Genomic DNA, 17,544 nt, shown 5'->3' with positions numbered 1-17,544 from the left:
CTTCAATCGACGTTATTTCGTCGTCAGATACCTTCACGAGGTTAGCTAGCTCATCTTGGGTGATCTCTTTACGCTTAGAATCTTGCCCGGAAATAGATCGACCATACAGCTTGCGTATTACGCCTTCTAATTCAGAGTAATTAGCGACAACCAATTCAATCTGTAATCCGGTTGCGAATCGAAAGTCATCTTCAGCTTGTAAATCCGTAGGGTCGGCAGAAGCGAGTGTGAGAGTGGAGCTAGAAACTGAAATCGGGATAGCACGATATTTAGTAATCAGTTCGCGAAGCCCTAATTGGTCACATAAGGTTTCATAGTCCGTATTGGCAAGTTGTACTAAGGGTAAACCGAAGATGGTTTTAATGTTGTTTGCTAAGGAATCGCCGCTGAAGAAATCTAGAACGAGCAAAGCTTCAGGTGTCGAAACACCTGAAGCTTGTACATGTTCCGCAACGGCTTGTTCTTGAGCCAGGCTAAGTAAGCCAGCCTGACGTAGAACGGTTGGGAGGTTGGTGAGTCCCAAATTAGTTGCAACCTTCTATTGAAGGGATTGCGCTTGAGGCTGATAGTGAACATGACCAACCAGTATCCGCACTCCTTCTCATAGTCATACTGTCACCATCAAGGCTACCGTCTACAAACGAAAATGAAATGGTAGTGCCTGAAGCTGAGATAGTCCCTAAAGTGTTTGAGCTAGCTGAAATCCCCAACGCACTAACGCCGCCACTAATGCTGCCTTCCTCTTGGATTAATAATTCAGCTGGTGTAATTAGTGCTTTTAGTGTTGCTAATGCAGAAGATGCTTGGCTTTTGGATACATAGTCTTTATATGCAGGTACAGCGATCGCTGATAAAGCACCAATAATTGCCACCACAATCATCAATTCAATCAACGTAAAGCCTTTCTGATTTGTTCTTTTACTTTTGTTATTCATTGTTCTATTCCATTGTTTAGTTATTTCAGTGCAGGCACTGGTTGATTGACAGAATAGAAGTCGGAATGGGGAAGTGGAATGGTATTCAGGTGTGGTCGCGAGTGGTTTGGTATTTATTAGTGCGATGTTTCATATGGAGCGCAAAATTATGCGATCGACTTAAATAAGTGATTGAAATACTGATAAATTAAGCAATAAAAAAGACACCGTCATTAACGGTGCCTTAGTCATAAGTTATTTACTATTCTAAATTACGCTTTGAATCTCATTGATAGATCCATAGCTTTTAGGTGCTTAGTGAGTGCGCCTACCGAGATGTAATCAACCCCCGTTTCAGCGAACTCTGCAATAGTGTCTAGAGTTACATTACCTGAGTTCTCTAGTGCCGCACGGCCAGTGTTGATTTTAACCGCTTCACGCATCATGTCGGTAGTGAAGTTGTCTAGCATGATGATGTCTGCACCCGCGTTGATTGCTTGCTCTAGCTCTGCTAGGCTCTCTGTCTCTACTTCTACAGGTTTACCTGGGTTAAGCTCTTTTGCCGTAGAGATAGCTTTCTCAATGCCACCACAGGCGATGATGTGGTTTTCTTTGATTAGGTAAGCATCGAATACACCAATACGATGATTGAAACCGCCACCACAAGCGACTGCGTATTTTAAAGCGCTGCGTAGGCCTGGGATCGTTTTACGCGTATCCAACAGGCGGCATTCTGTGTGCTTGATTTTATCTGCGTAGGTTGCCGTCGTCGTCGCGCAGCCAGAAAGCGTTTGAATGAAGTTCATTGCATTACGCTCACCCGTTAACAGCGCGCGTGCTGGGCCAGTTAGCGTGCAAAGCGTTTGGTTTGGTTCAACCTTGTCGCCATCTTCTACGTTCCACTCGATAGTCACTTCACCGCCCAATTGCTTAAACACTTCATCAGCCCAAGCTTTACCACAAAACACGCCGTGTTCACGGGTAATAATGGTTGCACTGTTGATTGCGTCTGCTGGGATTAGACTTGCCGTAATATCAGCCGCTGGATCGAGTGTTCCGCCTAGATCTTCTCGGATAGTCTCAGCCACTGCACGAGTGATCTCTAGAGGCAGTTGCTCTTTTAAGTAGTCAAGGCGTTGGTGGCTGTTATGTGTGTTTTTCATCGCAAATCTAATCTTGAAAGGGAGTGGGAATGGAATGATACTCTTGCTTAACTTCAAATTAAAGAGGCTAGCACGACGGCTCTATGGGCAAAGTCACAATCTATTGTGTTAGCGGAAAAGAAAGTGAGATTAAGATGACGATCAGCTCCAACGGATGGTATGACAACGCTCGGCATGTTCCTTCCCCGCATTTTGATGCTAGGCCTAGTGTTGATGATGTTTCTTTGCTGGTGGTTCACAATATTAGTTTGCCTCCCGGTGAGTTTGGAGGCCCGTATATTGAACAATTTTTTACTGGGAAATTGAACCCCGCTGAACACCCGTTTTTTCAGGTGATTCACCAAATGGGCGTGTCTGCCCATTGTTTGATTCGTCGTGATGGTGAAGTGGTACAGTTTGTTTCGTTCTTAGACCGAGCTTGGCATGCTGGCCAGTCGAGTTTTGCTGGGCGTGAAAGGTGTAATGATTACTCTATTGGTATTGAACTCGAGGGCAGTGACTTTGCGGCTTATACCGAGCAGCAGTATCAATCCTTGTCGCAGCTGACTGAAACTCTAATGTCGAATTTTCCAGAGATCACAGAACAACGCATCACAGGACATCAATATATTGCCCCTTTGCGTAAGACTGATCCTGGTTTGGTTTTCGACTGGCAGAAATTCAAAAGAAAGCTCAAGGCCTAAGCTTCGAGTTTTAAATGGTGTTACTGACAGCTAGGTATGAATAATCAACGCCTAGCATAATGACTTGTGAATTTTTGTTGTTGCTATGTAAATAAAGTGGTTGGGAGCTAAGCATCAATAAATCCAGAGTGTGACGCGCTTATCAAACGCCTAAATATTAAGACTTATGAACAGAATTTCTGTCTCTAATGTGCGCTCGGTTCGATTTTTGACCTAGTTTGACTAATCTTTCTGAAACAATTCATTTTTATCCTGAAACTTTCTAGCACGAATCCTCCCCAAAAGTATTACCCCTGTAAATGGTAAGACCAATTGGGTTGCTGTTTTAAATTTCATTTGTTAAATCACGGTTAATTCACACTGCATTCTATGATGCAGGTCAATTTTAGACTGGACAGTGGCGTTTTAATTATGTTAATTTCTGCGCAACTTAAAATTGGTATTACCAATTGTCAGCGAAGAAAAAGAAGAATAACAAACTATGGCTTATCAAAGGATTCGTCAGCCAAAACTCTCCGATGTTATCGAACAAGAGTTAGAAAGGTTGATTGTGGAGGGAACACTGGCTCCTGGGCAGCAGCTGCCACCAGAGCGCGAACTGGCGAAACAGTTCGATGTGTCTCGTCCTTCAATTCGAGAAGCCATACAACGTTTAGAAGCAAAACGCTTGCTTACTCGCCGTCAAGGTGGAGGTACGTTTGTGAGCGAAAATATCTGGAAAAGCTTTTCAGATCCTTTGCTTAATTTGTTGTCATCCCATTCTGAAACCCAACTAGACTTGTTGGAATCGCGTCATGCGATGGAAGGGATTTCGGCTTACTTTGCGGCATTACGTGGTACTGATGAAGACTTTGCTCGAATTCAAGCATGCCAAGAAAAGATTCATGGTGCGCAAGATAAGGGTGATATTGAAGCCGAATCTGCAGCAGTGATGGCTTTTCTTATTGCTTTAACAGAGGCTGCACACAATGTGGTGTTATTGCACATTGTTCGTAGTTTGGCTCCGTTACTCGAACAAAACGTCTTAGAGAATTTAAAGCTGTTGCATCGTCGTAAAGACGTTGTGGAGAAAGTGAGTATACATCGAGCTAACATTGTAGATGCGATTGTTTCAGGGCAGCCAGAACAGGCACGTGAAATGTCACATTCTCATTTAGCTTACATCGAAGAAACATTGCTGGATTTGACGAAGGAAGAGTCGCGTCGCGAACGTTCCCTACGTCGAATTCAACAGGGTAAATAGCCGTAATACTTCGGCTTTTTACGTGTTTAGTAGAATCCAACTAACAAAAAGGATAGATCGCCATGTCTGACATGAAGCATGACGTTGATGCTCTGGAAACTCAAGATTGGTTAGAAGCTCTTGAGTCAGTAGTACGTGAAGAAGGTGTAGAACGTGCACAGTTTTTACTAGAACAAGTTCTAGATAAAGCGCGTTTAGATGGTGTTGATATGGCTACAGGCATCAACACAAACTACATCAACACAATTCCAGCAGCACAAGAGCCAGCTTACCCTGGTGACGTAACTCTTGAGCGTCGTATTCGTTCGATTATTCGCTGGAACGCAATCATGATCGTATTGCGTGCTTCTAAGAAAGACCTAGACCTTGGTGGTCATATGGCTTCTTACCAGTCAGCAGCAGCGTTCTACGAAGTATGTTTCAACCACTTCTTCCGTGCTCCAAACGAGACTGACGGTGGCGATCTAGTTTATTACCAAGGTCACATCTCTCCAGGTATCTACTCTCGTGCATTCGTTGAAGGTCGTCTAACTGAAGAGCAGCTAGATAACTTCCGTCAAGAAGTTGATGGTAAAGGTATCCCTTCTTACCCGCACCCGAAACTGATGCCTGAGTTCTGGCAATTCCCGACAGTATCTATGGGTCTTGGTCCTATCTCTGCGATCTACCAAGCGCGCTTCCTTAAGTACCTTGACGGCCGTGGCCTGAAAGAAACTTCAGCGCAACGCGTATACGCGTTCCTAGGTGACGGTGAGATGGATGAGCCAGAATCACGTGGTGCTATCTCTTTCGCTGCGCGTGAGAAGCTAGACAACCTATGTTTCCTAATCAACTGTAACCTACAGCGTCTAGACGGTCCTGTAATGGGTAACGGTAGCATCATTCAAGAACTTGAAGGCCTATTCAAAGGCGCAGGTTGGAACGTTGTTAAAGTTATCTGGGGTAGCAACTGGGATTCACTACTGGCTAAAGACACTACTGGTAAGCTTCTTCAACTAATGAACGAAACTATCGATGGTGATTACCAAACATTTAAATCTAAAGATGGCGCATACGTACGTGAGCACTTCTTTGGTAAGTACCCAGAAACAGCTGCACTCGTTGCTGATATGACTGATGACGAAATCTTCGCTCTTAAGCGTGGTGGTCACGATTCTTCTAAACTGTTTGCTGCATTCAACAATGCAAAAGAGACAAACGGTAAGCCAACGGTAATCCTAGCTAAAACTGTTAAAGGTTACGGCATGGGTGATGCAGCTGAAGGTAAGAACATTGCACACGGTGTTAAGAAAATGGACATGACTCATGTTCAACACCTGCGTGATCGCCTAGGCCTTGAAGACCTACTATCAGATGAGAAAATTGCTGAACTTCCATATCTAAAACTGGAAGAAGGTTCTGCTGAATACGAATACATGCACGCGCGTCGTAACGCTCTACACGGTTACACTCCAGCACGTCTTCCTAAGTTTACACAAGAGTTCAAGGTTCCTGAGCTAGACGCATTCGCACCTCTACTAGGTGAGCAGAAGCGTGATATCTCTACAACTATGGCTTATGTACGTACGCTAAACATCCTTCTTAAAGATAAGAACATTGGTAAGAACATCGTTCCTATCATCTGTGATGAAGCACGTACATTCGGTATGGAAGGTCTATTCCGTCAGGTTGGTATCTACAACCCACACGGTCAAGATTACACTCCAGAAGATAAAGGCATCGTTTCTTACTACAAAGAAGCAACGTCTGGTCAAGTTCTTCAAGAAGGTATCAACGAACTAGGTTCTATGGCTTCATGGGTTGCTGCTGCAACGTCATACAGCACAAACGATCTACCGATGATCCCGTTCTACATCTACTACTCAATGTTCGGTTTCCAACGTATTGGCGACATGGCATGGCTAGCAGGTGACCAACAAGCTCGTGGCTTCCTACTGGGTGCTACTGCTGGTCGTACAACGCTAAACGGCGAAGGTCTACAGCACGAAGATGGTCACTCGCACATCATGGCGAACACAGTACCTAACTGTATCTCTTACGACCCAACGTTTGCTTACGAGTTAGCGGTAATCATGCAAGACGGTATCCGTCGCATGTACGGTCCTGAGCAAGAAAATGTTTACTACTACTTAACAGTAATGAACGAGAACTACGCAATGCCAGCAATGCCAGAAGGCGCTGAAGAAGGCATCCGTAAAGGTATTTACAAGCTTGAATCTCACGCTGGTGCTAAGGGCAAAGTTCAACTAATGAGCTCTGGTACTATTATGAACGAAGCGCGTAAAGCGGCTGCAATTCTAAGTGAAGAGTACGGCGTAGCATCTGACGTATTCTCTGTAACGTCGTTCAACGAACTAACTCGTGATGGTCAAGCGGTAGAGCGTGACAACATGCTTCACCCAGAAGCGGAAGAAAAAGTACCGTACATCACAACTGTTCTTGGTAAAGAACCTGCAATCGCAGTGACTGACTACATGAAGAATTACGCTGAGCAAGTACGTGCGTACATGCCAACTGAGTCTTATAAAGTACTTGGTACAGATGGTTTCGGCCGTTCTGACAGCCGTGAAAACCTACGTCGTCACTTCGAAGTTAACGCTGGCTACATCGTAGTTGCAGCGCTAACTGAACTGGCTAAACGTGGTGATATCGAGAAATCTGTAGTTGTTGAAGCAATTGCTAAATTCGATATCGACACTGAAAAAACAAACCCACAATACGCTTAATACAGCGCTTAACTAGAAGGTAAATAAGCAATGGCAATCGAAATTAATGTACCTGACATCGGTGCGGATGAGGTTGAAGTTACTGAGATTCTTGTAAGCGTTGGCGACAAGGTTGAAGAAGAGCAGTCTCTGATCACTGTTGAAGGCGACAAAGCTTCTATGGAAGTTCCAGCGTCTCAAGCAGGTATTGTTAAAGAAATCAAAGTAGCTGAAGGCGATTCAGTTTCTACTGGTTCTCTTATCATGATTTTCGAAGCCGAGGGTGCAGCTGAAGCTGCACCTGCTCCAGCAGCAGAGGCAGCTCCAGTAGCTGCGCCTGCAGCGGCAGCAGCGGCAGAACTTAAAGAAGTTCACGTTCCTGATATCGGCGGTGATGAAGTTGAAGTAACCGAAATCATGGTAGCTATCGGTGACGCAGTAGAAGAAGAGCAATCTCTTCTTACTGTTGAGGGTGACAAGGCTTCAATGGAAGTACCTGCACCATTCGCTGGTATCGTTAAAGAAATCAAGATCGCTTCTGGTGATTCAGTATCTACTGGTTCTCTAGTGATGGTATTTGAAGTGGCAGGTTCTGGCGCTCCAGTTGCAGCAGCTCCTGCTCCAGCGGCGGCACCAGTTGCAGCGGCTCCAGCAGCATCAGCTGAAAAAGAAGTAAACGTTCCTGATATCGGTGGTGACGAAGTAGAAGTTACTGAAATCATGGTAGCAGTTGGCGATACAGTAGAAGAAGAGCAATCTCTAATTACTGTTGAAGGCGACAAAGCTTCAATGGAAGTTCCTGCACCATTCGCTGGTACAGTAAAAGAAATCAAGATTGCAGCTGGCGACACAGTGTCAACTGGCTCTCTAATTATGACTTTCGTTGTGGAAGGCGCAGCTCCAGTAGCAGTAGCGGCTTCCGCTCCAGCACAAGCAGCAGCTCCGGCAGCAGCACCTGCACCTAAAGCAGAAACAGTAGCTCCAGCAGCTGGCGACTTCCAAGAGAACGGTGACTACGCGCACGCTTCTCCTGTAGTTCGTCGTCTTGCTCGTGAATTTGGCGTTAACCTTTCTAAGGTTAAAGGTACTGGTCGTAAGAGCCGTATCCTTAAAGAAGACGTTCAGTCTTACGTTAAAGATGCACTTAAGCGTCTTGAGTCTGGTGCAGCGGCATCTGGCAAAGGCGGTGACGGTTCTGCTCTTGGTCTACTACCATGGCCAAAAGTTGACTTCAGCAAGTTCGGCGAAACTGAAGTTCAGAAGCTTTCTAAGATTAAGAAGATCTCTGGCGCTAACCTGCACCGTAACTGGGTAATGATCCCTCACGTTACACAGTGGGACAACGCAGACATCACTGAGCTAGAAGCATTCCGTAAAGAACAGAACGCAATCGAAGCGAAGAAAGACACTGGTATGAAGATCACTCCACTTGTGTTCATCATGAAAGCTGTTGCTAAAGCGCTAGAAGCATTCCCAGCATTCAACTCGTCTCTTTCTGACGATGGCGAAAGCATCATTCTTAAGAAGTACGTAAACGTGGGTATCGCAGTTGATACACCAAACGGCCTAGTTGTTCCTGTTTTCAAAGATGTGAACAAGAAAGGTATTTACGAGCTATCTGAAGAACTAATGGTTGTTTCTAAGAAAGCACGCTCTGGCAAGCTAACTGCGGCAGACATGCAAGGCGGTTGTTTCACAATCTCTAGCCTTGGTGGTATTGGCGGTACTGCATTTACACCAATCGTAAATGCTCCAGAAGTAGGTATCTTAGGTGTATCTAAGTCTGAGATTAAGCCAGTTTGGAATGGTAAAGAGTTCCAACCACGTCTACAGCTTCCACTGTCTCTATCATATGATCACCGCGTGATCGATGGTGCAGAAGGTGCACGCTTCATTACTTTCTTAAACAGCGCACTATCTGACATTCGTCGTCTAGTTCTGTAATTGAGAAAGTAATTATTAAGGTGGCTTTCGGGTCACCTTAATTCTTTATATAAAGACTATTTTTAGAGAACAGTTTCCCGCATTTCTAAGAAAGCGAGAGGGAATTGTTGTCTAGCTCACAGGCTAACTTAAAGCTACTTTCACACTGTTAACATCTCTGTAAAATGTTTCCTGTTTGAAAGCCCAATAATTTTAAGAACATCTACTCAGCCTGTTAGGGATAATGACTACAAGAGGTCACAATGAGCAAAGAAATTAAAGCCCAAGTTGTTGTACTTGGTTCAGGTCCTGCTGGTTACTCAGCTGCATTCCGTTGTGCGGATTTAGGTCTAGAAACAGTACTAGTTGAACGTTACAGCACTCTTGGTGGTGTATGTCTAAACGTTGGTTGTATTCCATCAAAAGCACTTCTTCACGTTTCTAAAGTAATCGAAGAAGCTAAAGCGATGGCAGAGCACGGCGTTGTATTCGGCGAGCCACAAACTGACATCAACAAGATTCGTATCTGGAAAGATAAAGTAGTTGATCAATTAACTGGCGGTCTTGGCGGTATGGCTAAGATGCGTAACGTTACTGTTGTTAACGGTTTCGGTAAGTTCACTGGTCCTAACAGCATTCTTGTTGAAGGCGAAGGTGAAGCAACTACGGTTAACTTCGACAACGCAATCATTGCTGCGGGTTCTCGCCCAATCAAACTTCCTTTCATCCCACATGAAGACCCACGTATTTGGGATTCTACGGATGCACTAGAACTAAACGAAGTACCTGAAAAACTGCTTATCATGGGCGGCGGTATCATCGGTCTTGAGATGGGTACGGTTTACCACTCTCTAGGTTCTAAAGTTGAAGTTGTAGAGATGTTCGATCAAGTTATCCCTGCTGCGGATAAAGATATCGTTAAAGTTTTCACTAAGCGCATTAAGAACAAGTTCAAGCTAATGCTTGAAACTAAAGTGACTGCTGTTGAAGCGAAAGAAGACGGTATCTACGTATCAATGGAAGGCAAAAAAGCACCAGCTGAAGCTGAGCGCTACGATGCTGTTCTTGTTGCTATCGGTCGTGTTCCAAACGGTGCACTTATCGACGCTGAAAAAGCGGGTATCGAAGTTGATGAGCGTGGCTTTATCAATGTTGATAAGCAAATGCGTACTAACGTTCCTCACATCCACGCGATCGGTGACGTTGTTGGTCAACCAATGCTTGCTCACAAAGGTGTGCATGAAGGTCACGTAGCTGCTGAAGTTATCTCTGGTAAGAAGCACTACTTCGACCCTAAGGTTATTCCATCAATCGCGTACACTGAGCCAGAAGTTGCTTGGGTAGGTAAGACTGAGAAAGAAGCGAAAGCTGAAGGCATCAACTACGAAGTTGCTACTTTCCCTTGGGCTGCTTCTGGTCGTGCAATCGCCTCTGACTGTGCAGACGGCGTTACTAAGATGATCTTCGATAAAGATACTCATCGCGTAATCGGTGGTGCTGTTGTTGGTACTAACGGTGGTGAACTTCTTGGCGAAATCGGCCTAGCAATTGAAATGGGTTGTGATGCAGAAGATATTGCACTTACTATCCACGCTCACCCAACTCTACACGAGTCTGTTGGTCTAGCTGCTGAAGTATTCGAAGGTTCAATCACTGACCTTCCAAATAAGAAAGCAGTGAAAAAGAAAAAGTAAATACTCTTCATACTTGAAGCCGCAGCGTTGTTAACTGCGTAAGTTCACCCTAATCACATAGTAAATCTATGCTCATAGGGCTGAACTTTAGTTACTTAACAAAGAAAGGGTCGCCTAGCTGCAACTCCAATTATTTTGAGCATATCTAGATTATAAAAGCCGCTGATTCGTCAGCGGTTTTTTTATATCTGAAGAAAATTTGGTCATCATACTTGTAGGGAATCTCTTTCAACAAATAGCAATCTATTGGTAATAAAAAAGGATTGACGCAAAACGCCAATCCTTAAATCATTTTACTCGAATCTCGAATCTCGAATCTCGAATCTCGAATCTCGAATCTCGAATCTCGAATCTCGAATCTCGAATCTCGAATCTCGAATCTCGAATCTCGAATCTACTTATAAATGCACAGCATGTTTAAGTAGCTATCCGTCAAGGTCGAAAGTTCTTCTTGCGTATCTACACGCTTCGCTTGAATGAATAGCGAGTAACAAATGCCGTGGAACAGATTCGCAAGGTGCTTAGGGTCGTGGTCGTCACAGACTTCGCCACGCTCTATCGCTTTGCTAAACATGTTTTGTAGTAACATTTGGTTAGTGCGGTTTGTGGTTACGAATAGAGGCCATACTTCATCACGGGTTGATGCGCTCCATTCAAACCATACATTCAACCAATGGCAATCGTGAGCCACCAACGTCACCATTTCAGTCGCAATATTATGTAAGTTCTCTTTTGCGTGAATATCGAGATCGATATTGTCTGAAAGGAAGTTAGAGAATTGGCGAACGACGTGGTTAAGTACTTCATCAACCAGATCTTCACGGGTTGGGAAGTAGTTAAACACGGTTGCAACTGATACCTGAGCAATGTCAGCTATATCAGCGTGCCCACCACGGCCAATGCCGCGGCGAGAGAATACCTCAAGTGCGATTTCCATCAATTGAAGTTTTCTTTTTAAAGGTGAAAGCCTAGTTCTAGGTCTCTTAGATATTGAGTCCATTTTGTTTTCCTTGCCAACGAATTTTTTATATTAATGATTTTATTATTATTTAAGCCAAGATGAGTGTAATGGTGCATATGCAAATGGTCAATCCTTTGAGCTTATTTTATAGACAGTTACATCAAACTTGATACATAAAGCGTGATCAGCATGGATGTGAAAGAAAGCGAGTATGTAACAAGGGGGCTGTGCACATTTCATTGAGAATCTAACAGTAAATTCGAGCTGTAAGGTGGTGTGGGTATTTGAGCAATGCTAGACTTACGCACAAAATTGAGCGGCACCCATGGCAGAACTGTCTAAACTTGTCGCAATCACCCAACAAAATGAGAGCAGTATGAAGCATACAGTTGAAGTCATGATCTCTGAGCAAGAAGTTCAGGATCGAGTGAATGAACTAGGTAAACAGATCACGGAACACTACAAAGGTAGTGAAGATCTTGTTTTAGTTGGCTTATTACGTGGATCTTTTGTCTTTATGGCAGATCTTGCTCGTGCTATCGATTTAACTCACCAAGTTGATTTCATGACCGCATCTAGCTACGGCAACGGTATGGAAAGCTCACGTGACGTACGTATTCTGAAAGACCTTGATGACGATATCCAAGGTAAAGACGTTCTACTTGTAGAAGATATCATCGATACAGGTAACACACTGACTAAAGTGAAAGAGATTCTAAGCCTACGTGGTCCTAAATCCATCGAAATTTGTACGCTATTAGACAAGCCTTCTCGCCGTGAAGTGATTGTTGATACTAAATGGATTGGTTTTGAAATTCCTGATGAATTCGTTGTTGGTGTGGGTATCGACTACGCACAAAAGTATCGTCACCTACCTTACATCGGTAAAGTTGTACCTCAAGAGTAATTATTACTCTGTTAAATAGTGACAAAAAAGGCTCGCACAATGCGAGCCTTTCTTATATTTGTCTATTAAACGTTAAGAGATAACCGTTAACCAAGAATGGGCGTCGATAAGATCTTATCAAGCGCATCTAAGTGGCTATTCTCTAACGTGTCATTGCTTGAACAACGAACGCCAAGATCTTGCAGCTTGCCATTACCAATCCCATAAACAACACCATGGATTTCAATATCTTGCCCACGTTCCCATGCGGTCTGCATGATGGTGGAGTTGCCCAAGTTATAGACTTGCTCTGCGACGTTAATTTCGCACAATTTATCACCCCATTGTTCACGAGGTAAAGATTCGATCTGCTTACGGTACTTAAGGTAATTGTCGCGAATGTGAAGTAGCCAGTTATTAATTAGGCCTAGCTTCGGATTATCAATAGCTGCATTCACACCCCCACAGCCATAATGGCCACAGACAATGATGTGTTTAACTTTGAGTACATCCACCGCGTATTGCACAACAGATAAGCAGTTGAGATCAGTATGGACCACTTGGTTAGCCACGTTTCGGTGAACAAACAGTTCTCCGGAGTACAAACCAGTGAGGCGTTCGGCCGGTACTCGGCTATCTGAACAACCTATCCATAAAAAACCAGGGCTTTGACCCTCTTCAAGCGTTGTAAAATACTCAGGTCTTTGAGATCGAATTTCTTCAGACCATTTAGAGTTGTTTTCAAAAAGCTGTTTAATCTCTGGCATTTTGCGTCTTACATCCCTTAATTAAGAATTGTAACTATACACAATGTTACAAATTCAATCCCGTAAAAACTGCGTTAACACGTACTCATCTGACGTGTTCTAGTCGTTAAAATCACTAACTTAGCACATAAACTACCATCTGGTTATAAGTCATGAATAATGTGATTGAATTAACACTTTCTGTCTGACTAACTCATTTGTTAAAGTTATAAAGTTTGTCATTTCATCATCAGGAAGGTGTGTTTTGTTTGGAAGTCGTTTTTCGGATATCAGTCTCAAAGGTGACATGTTTGGCGGTGTGACTACAGCCATTATCTCATTGCCTTTAGCGTTGGCATTTGGTGTCGCGTCTGGCGCGGGCGCTGAAGCCGGTCTTTGGGGCGCTATCATGGTCGGCTTATTCGCGGCGTTGTTCGGAGGTTCGAGTAGTCTGATATCTGAACCTACTGGGCCCATGACGGTGATCATGACGGCAGTGATGACGAGCATGGTGGCTAAGTATCCTGAAACCGGAATGGCAATGACCTTTACCGTTGTCATGATGGCAGGTGCTTTTCAGATATTACTCGGTACATTAAAGCTCGGAAAATACGTTACGTTGATGCCATATAGCGTGATCTCCGGGTTTATGTCGGGTATTGGTGTCATTCTTATTATCTTGCAACTGTCTCCATTGTTAGGACATGCTGCTCCATCTGGTGGGGTGATGGGAACGCTTTCTGCGCTGCCTGATACCTTAGCCAACCTGAAAATAAGCGAACTGTTTTTAGGTGGATTAACGCTAGGAATCCTTTTCGGCTTTCCGGCGAAATACCGTAAGTATGTACCAGCCCAGCTTGTTGCTTTGGTCGCTGTTACTCTTTTATCCGTCATCATTTTTGATACCGATTCTATTCGCCGTATCGGTGAGATACCAGCGGGCTTACCTTCTCTTGTTATTCCTACGATCAGCTCTGAGCAATTTACCACTATGGTTATCGATGCTCTGGTGCTGGGTACACTTGGTTGTATTGATACGCTTCTGACCGCGGTTATTGGAGACTCACTGACTCGTAAAGAGCATGATTCAGACAAAGAACTTCGCGGCCAGGGCATTGCGAATATGATTTCGGGCTTATTTGGTGCACTACCTGGTGCCGGTGCGACCATGGGTACCGTGACTAATATTCAGGTGGGTGCCCGTTCTCCGCTTTCTGGCGTCATTCGTGCATTGGTTCTGGCATTAGTGGTCTTGGTTGCTGGTGGCTTAACCGAACCGATTCCTATGGCGGTTTTAGCGGGTATCGCGATGTATGTTGGTTTCAACATACTTGATTGGAGCTTCATCCAGCGTGCACATAAGGTCAGTTATGCAGGCATGGGAGTGATGTATGGCGTGATGCTACTAACCGTTTTTGTTGACTTGATCATCGCCGTTGGACTGGGCGTTTTTATCTCGAATATCCTGATCATTGAAAGGTTAAGCCGAGAGCAAGCCAGACAGGTTAAGGCCATTAGTGATGGTGATGACGAAGACGATATTCCGTTGACTGATAGTGAACGTCAATTGCTGGATAGTGCCAATGGTAAGGTGTTGTTCTTTTATCTCTCTGGCCCAATGATCTTCAGTGTTTCAAAGGCGATTTCGCGTCAGCACTCAAGTATCTCTGATTATGAAGCTATGATTTTAGATCTGACGGATGTGCCGATGATTGATGTCACTGTAGGCTTGGCATTAGAAAACGCGATTAAAGATGCGTTAGATGCACAATGCGAAGTGTACCTGCTGTGCCCTAACGAGAATACTCGCCAGCAATTAGAGAAATTCCACGTGCTTGATCTCGTACCTGAATCCAATACTTATCGATTTAGATATGAAGCCCTGACGGCAGCAACAAGCTATGTCGACAGAGATGAACATCAATTTGAGTCAGTTTAATTATTCTGTAATAAGATGATATGAATAAACTGATATGAATAAGCTTTGGACGCTCACTTCAAGGTTGATCATTAATGCCGTTAAGTGAATAACTTAGCGGCATTTTTTATATTTATTGAACGTTGATTTGGTCTTCACGTAGCCAGCATGCTTATTTTTTTCGAAAGAAACTCTCACACGATATTTGTATTAATCGTCAATCAACGATAGACTTGTTTGCAAAGTGGCCGAGTAAACAAGTTTGGGTTAGTTTTCTGCTAGCTCGTTTTAAGCATTACTCTCTTCCTCAAGCTCGGTCGTCTACATCTTATCTATAGCAAATGGCAGTCTATCTCTATGTATGCATTAGAAATTGAGCAATTAAGAAAAACTTATGCTGGGGGCTTCGAGGCTCTTAAGGGCGTTAGTTTACAAGTAGAAAAAGGCGACTTTTACGCGCTCCTTGGTCCAAACGGTGCGGGTAAGTCGACCACCATCGGTGTTATCTCTTCACTGGTTAATAAGACTTCAGGCAAGGTTAAAGTGTTCGGCTACGACATTGATACCGATCTGGAGTTGGCGAAACAGAACCTAGGCTTAGTGCCTCAAGAGTTTAACTTTAACCCGTTCGAAACTGTTGAGCAGATTGTACTGCAACAAGCGGGTTACTACGGTGTGCCGAAAGCACTTGCTAAAGATCGCGCTAAAAAGTATCTATCTCAATTAGATTTGTGGGAAAAGCGTGGCGAACGTGCACGTAACTTATCTGGTGGTATGAAGCGTCGTTTGATGATTGCTCGTGCACTGATGCATGAGCCACAGCTGCTGATTCTTGATGAGCCAACTGCGGGTGTCGATATTGAGCTGCGTCGTTCTATGTGGGAGTTCCTGAAAGAGATCAACGAGAAGCAGGGCATTACCATTATTCTGACCACACACTACCTAGAAGAAGCGGAAATGCTGTGTCGCAATATCGGTATCATCAATCGTGGTGAGCTGATTGAGAACACAACTATGAAAGCGTTGCTAGGCAAGTTGAGCGCAGAGACCTTTATTTTGGATCTTGAAGAGGGCGCGACTGAACCTAAGCTAGAAGGCGTGAATAGCCAATTGATGGTAAATGGCTCGCTAGAAATTGAAATCGACAAGAACCTAGGTTTGAATACTATCTTTGCTCAATTGAGCGATCAAAAGGTAAAAGTCCTCTCTATGCGTAACAAAGCAAACCGTCTAGAAGAGCTATTCGTGAGTATCGTCCGTGAGGGGAGTAAATAATATGTACAGCCTATATTGGACCGCTTTCTGCAGCTTGTTGACCAAAGAGATCAATCGCTTCACGCGTATTTGGGTGCAAACTTTGGTGCCGCCTGCGATTACAATGACACTTTACTTCATCATCTTCGGCAACTTGATTGGTGCGCGTATTGGTGAAATGAACGGTTTTAGCTATATGGAATATATTGTTCCTGGCTTGATTATGATGTCGGTGATCACCAACTCGTACTCTAACGTTGCTTCTTCGTTCTTTAGTGCCAAATTCCAGAAGAACATTGAAGAGCTGCTTGTAGCTCCAGTTCCTAACTACGTGATTATTGCTGGTTTCGTAATGGGCGGTGTAGTGCGTGGCTTGTTAGTGGGTACCATAGTCACATTCGTATCGCTATTCTTTGTCGACCTGCAAGTTGATCATTGGGGGGTGATTATTGCGACGGTATTTCTAACGTCTGTTGTGTTCGCTCTGGGCGGTTTAATCAACGCTGTATTTGCACGTACGTTTGACGATATCTCTATTATCCCGACCTTTATCTTAACGCCGCTGACATATCTTGGTGGTGTGTTTTACTCTATCAGTCTATTGCCTGAATTTTGGCAAGGTGTATCGAAGTTGAACCCTATCGTGTACATGGTAAACGCGTTCAGATATGGCTTCTTGGGTGTGTCTGATGTGGGTATCGTGACATCGTTTGGCGTACTAGGTGTGTTTATCGTGCTGTTGTATGGCATTGCACATTACTTAGTCACTAAGGGGATCGGCTTACGTAGTTAATGTCTTCCTTGTAAGTCTCGGAATGACAGGCAAAGAAAAAGGTCGATATATATCGACCTTTTTTATATTTTGCGTTTTTCTGCATTTAGAGAAGAAAGCGATTATTCCGCTGTTTCTTCTTTCACTTCTTCTTTCGTTTCCGTTACCAAATCGAGAACTTGGTTGTCGATAAGACGCGTTTTACCCAAGAAAGCCGACATTAGAATCACAGCTTGAGTCGATTCTGAAGTAATAGCTTGTAGCGTATTGGCATCACAAATGAAAATTTCATCCGGTTGCAGATCGGCTGCTCGAAGTTGGTCTGTTGCATCTTCAATAACTGACGCGTAATCATCGCGGCCGCCACGAATTGCACTGCTGATCCAGCGCATAGTGCGAGCAAGAACCGGAGCACGCTGACGTTCGTCAATCGTTAGGTTGCTATTGCGAGAGCTCATCGCTAAGCCATCCATCTCACGAACCGTCGCCACCCCCACGATTTCAATGTCTAATGCTAAGTCAGTAGTCATCTGGCGAATAATGGTAAGTTGCTGGAAGTCTTTCTCACCAAAGCATGCAAAATCTGGCTGAACGATATTAAACAGTTTAGTGACGATCGTTGAGACGCCGCGGAAGTGACCCGGACGAGATGCACCTTCAAGCATGTGAGATATACCTGGGA

14 protein-coding genes and 1 pseudogene are annotated in these 17,544 nt (G+C 44.1%); 9 read left to right on the top strand and 6 right to left on the bottom strand.

Annotated elements, in window-relative coordinates; all coding sequences use genetic code 11:
* The 3 genes and pseudogenes from IQO02_RS22095 to nadC all read right to left on the bottom strand — a co-directional run.
* A pseudogene (locus IQO02_RS22095) lies at positions 1-523 on the bottom strand (type IV-A pilus assembly ATPase PilB); the annotation flags it as partial.
* A 1-nt stretch (position 524) separates the two neighbouring features.
* Positions 525-935, bottom strand: coding sequence for a pilin (locus IQO02_RS07025; protein ID WP_016793485.1), 411 nt, complete (start codon positions 933-935; stop codon positions 525-527).
* Between the two features lie 251 nt (positions 936-1,186).
* Complete coding sequence (gene nadC / locus IQO02_RS07020; protein ID WP_016768207.1) at positions 1,187-2,077, bottom strand: carboxylating nicotinate-nucleotide diphosphorylase; 891 nt, start codon at positions 2,075-2,077, stop codon at positions 1,187-1,189.
* A gap of 83 nt (positions 2,078-2,160) precedes the next feature.
* Here nadC and ampD point away from each other — a divergent pair, with 83 nt between their 5' ends.
* The 5 genes from ampD (at position 2,161) to lpdA (ending at position 10,325) form a co-directional block, all read left to right on the top strand.
* A complete protein-coding gene (gene ampD / locus IQO02_RS07015; RefSeq protein ID WP_016791286.1) occupies positions 2,161-2,760 on the top strand; it encodes a 1,6-anhydro-N-acetylmuramyl-L-alanine amidase AmpD in 600 nt (199 codons plus the stop codon).
* Positions 2,761-3,241: 481 nt separating this feature from the next.
* Positions 3,242-4,003 (top strand): pyruvate dehydrogenase complex transcriptional repressor PdhR, encoded by a 762-nt coding sequence (gene pdhR, locus IQO02_RS07010; RefSeq protein ID WP_016768209.1) that lies wholly within the window; start codon positions 3,242-3,244, stop codon positions 4,001-4,003.
* Positions 4,004-4,065: 62 nt separating this feature from the next.
* On the top strand, positions 4,066-6,729 hold the full coding sequence (gene aceE, locus IQO02_RS07005; RefSeq protein ID WP_016768210.1) for a pyruvate dehydrogenase (acetyl-transferring), homodimeric type: 2,664 nt from the start codon (positions 4,066-4,068) through the stop codon (positions 6,727-6,729).
* Positions 6,730-6,759: 30 nt separating this feature from the next.
* Entirely contained in the window at positions 6,760-8,652 is a 1,893-nt protein-coding gene (gene aceF, locus IQO02_RS07000; RefSeq protein ID WP_016791287.1) for a pyruvate dehydrogenase complex dihydrolipoyllysine-residue acetyltransferase, read from the top strand.
* A 242-nt stretch (positions 8,653-8,894) separates the two neighbouring features.
* A complete protein-coding gene (lpdA, locus tag IQO02_RS06995; protein ID WP_010435969.1) occupies positions 8,895-10,325 on the top strand; it encodes a dihydrolipoyl dehydrogenase in 1,431 nt (476 codons plus the stop codon).
* Between the two features lie 394 nt (positions 10,326-10,719).
* Here lpdA and IQO02_RS06990 read toward each other — a convergent pair whose 3' ends face one another.
* On the bottom strand, positions 10,720-11,325 hold the full coding sequence (locus tag IQO02_RS06990) for a LuxR/HapR/OpaR family quorum-sensing transcriptional regulator (protein WP_010435971.1): 606 nt from the start codon (positions 11,323-11,325) through the stop codon (positions 10,720-10,722).
* A gap of 337 nt (positions 11,326-11,662) precedes the next feature.
* Here IQO02_RS06990 and hpt point away from each other — a divergent pair, with 337 nt between their 5' ends.
* Positions 11,663-12,193 (top strand): hypoxanthine phosphoribosyltransferase, encoded by a 531-nt coding sequence (gene hpt / locus IQO02_RS06985; protein ID WP_016784912.1) that lies wholly within the window; start codon positions 11,663-11,665, stop codon positions 12,191-12,193.
* Positions 12,194-12,279: 86 nt separating this feature from the next.
* Here hpt and can read toward each other — a convergent pair whose 3' ends face one another.
* Entirely contained in the window at positions 12,280-12,939 is a 660-nt protein-coding gene (gene can / locus IQO02_RS06980) for a carbonate dehydratase (protein WP_010435977.1), read from the bottom strand.
* Positions 12,940-13,225: 286 nt separating this feature from the next.
* Between can and IQO02_RS06975 the strand changes: the two genes are divergently transcribed.
* The 3 genes from IQO02_RS06975 to IQO02_RS06965 all read left to right on the top strand — a co-directional run bounded on the left by IQO02_RS06975 (position 13,226) and on the right by IQO02_RS06965 (position 16,883).
* Positions 13,226-14,857 carry a SulP family inorganic anion transporter gene (locus IQO02_RS06975; protein WP_016786429.1) on the top strand — a complete coding sequence of 544 codons (1,632 nt, stop codon included), beginning with the start codon at positions 13,226-13,228 and terminating at the stop codon, positions 14,855-14,857.
* A 336-nt stretch (positions 14,858-15,193) separates the two neighbouring features.
* Positions 15,194-16,111 (top strand): ABC transporter ATP-binding protein, encoded by a 918-nt coding sequence (locus tag IQO02_RS06970; RefSeq protein WP_016768216.1) that lies wholly within the window; start codon positions 15,194-15,196, stop codon positions 16,109-16,111.
* A 1-nt stretch (position 16,112) separates the two neighbouring features.
* Positions 16,113-16,883, top strand: coding sequence for an ABC transporter permease (locus tag IQO02_RS06965; RefSeq protein WP_010435987.1), 771 nt, complete (start codon positions 16,113-16,115; stop codon positions 16,881-16,883).
* A gap of 101 nt (positions 16,884-16,984) precedes the next feature.
* On the opposite strand, the gene IQO02_RS22090 is transcribed toward IQO02_RS06965, so the two are convergent.
* A partial coding sequence (locus tag IQO02_RS22090; protein WP_228006019.1) for a 4-phosphopantoate--beta-alanine ligase occupies positions 16,985-17,544 on the bottom strand: 560 nt, incomplete at its 5' end.

The organism is Vibrio sp. OPT24, from assembly GCF_015163545.1.
Lineage (GTDB): Bacteria > Pseudomonadota > Gammaproteobacteria > Enterobacterales > Vibrionaceae > Vibrio > Vibrio cyclitrophicus.
The sequence above is the reverse complement of the archived record's forward strand: the minus strand, read 5'-3'. Positions and strand labels throughout refer to the sequence as shown.

Excerpts from the sequence above, each read along its gene's own strand:
- IQO02_RS07025 (WP_016793485.1), bottom strand. The coding sequence starts at position 935 with ATGAATAACAAAAGTAAAAGAACAAATCAGAAAGGCTTTACGTTGATT.
- nadC (WP_016768207.1), bottom strand. The coding sequence starts at position 2,077 with ATGAAAAACACACATAACAGCCACCAACGCCTTGACTACTTAAAAGAG.
- ampD (WP_016791286.1), top strand. The coding sequence starts at position 2,161 with ATGGGCAAAGTCACAATCTATTGTGTTAGCGGAAAAGAAAGTGAGATT.
- pdhR (WP_016768209.1), top strand. The coding sequence starts at position 3,242 with ATGGCTTATCAAAGGATTCGTCAGCCAAAACTCTCCGATGTTATCGAA.
- aceE (WP_016768210.1), top strand. The coding sequence starts at position 4,066 with ATGTCTGACATGAAGCATGACGTTGATGCTCTGGAAACTCAAGATTGG.
- aceF (WP_016791287.1), top strand. The coding sequence starts at position 6,760 with ATGGCAATCGAAATTAATGTACCTGACATCGGTGCGGATGAGGTTGAA.
- lpdA (WP_010435969.1), top strand. The coding sequence starts at position 8,895 with ATGAGCAAAGAAATTAAAGCCCAAGTTGTTGTACTTGGTTCAGGTCCT.
- IQO02_RS06990 (WP_010435971.1), bottom strand. The coding sequence starts at position 11,325 with ATGGACTCAATATCTAAGAGACCTAGAACTAGGCTTTCACCTTTAAAA.
- hpt (WP_016784912.1), top strand. The coding sequence starts at position 11,663 with ATGAAGCATACAGTTGAAGTCATGATCTCTGAGCAAGAAGTTCAGGAT.
- can (WP_010435977.1), bottom strand. The coding sequence starts at position 12,939 with ATGCCAGAGATTAAACAGCTTTTTGAAAACAACTCTAAATGGTCTGAA.
- IQO02_RS06975 (WP_016786429.1), top strand. The coding sequence starts at position 13,226 with ATGTTTGGCGGTGTGACTACAGCCATTATCTCATTGCCTTTAGCGTTG.
- IQO02_RS06970 (WP_016768216.1), top strand. The coding sequence starts at position 15,194 with ATGTATGCATTAGAAATTGAGCAATTAAGAAAAACTTATGCTGGGGGC.
- IQO02_RS06965 (WP_010435987.1), top strand. The coding sequence starts at position 16,113 with ATGTACAGCCTATATTGGACCGCTTTCTGCAGCTTGTTGACCAAAGAG.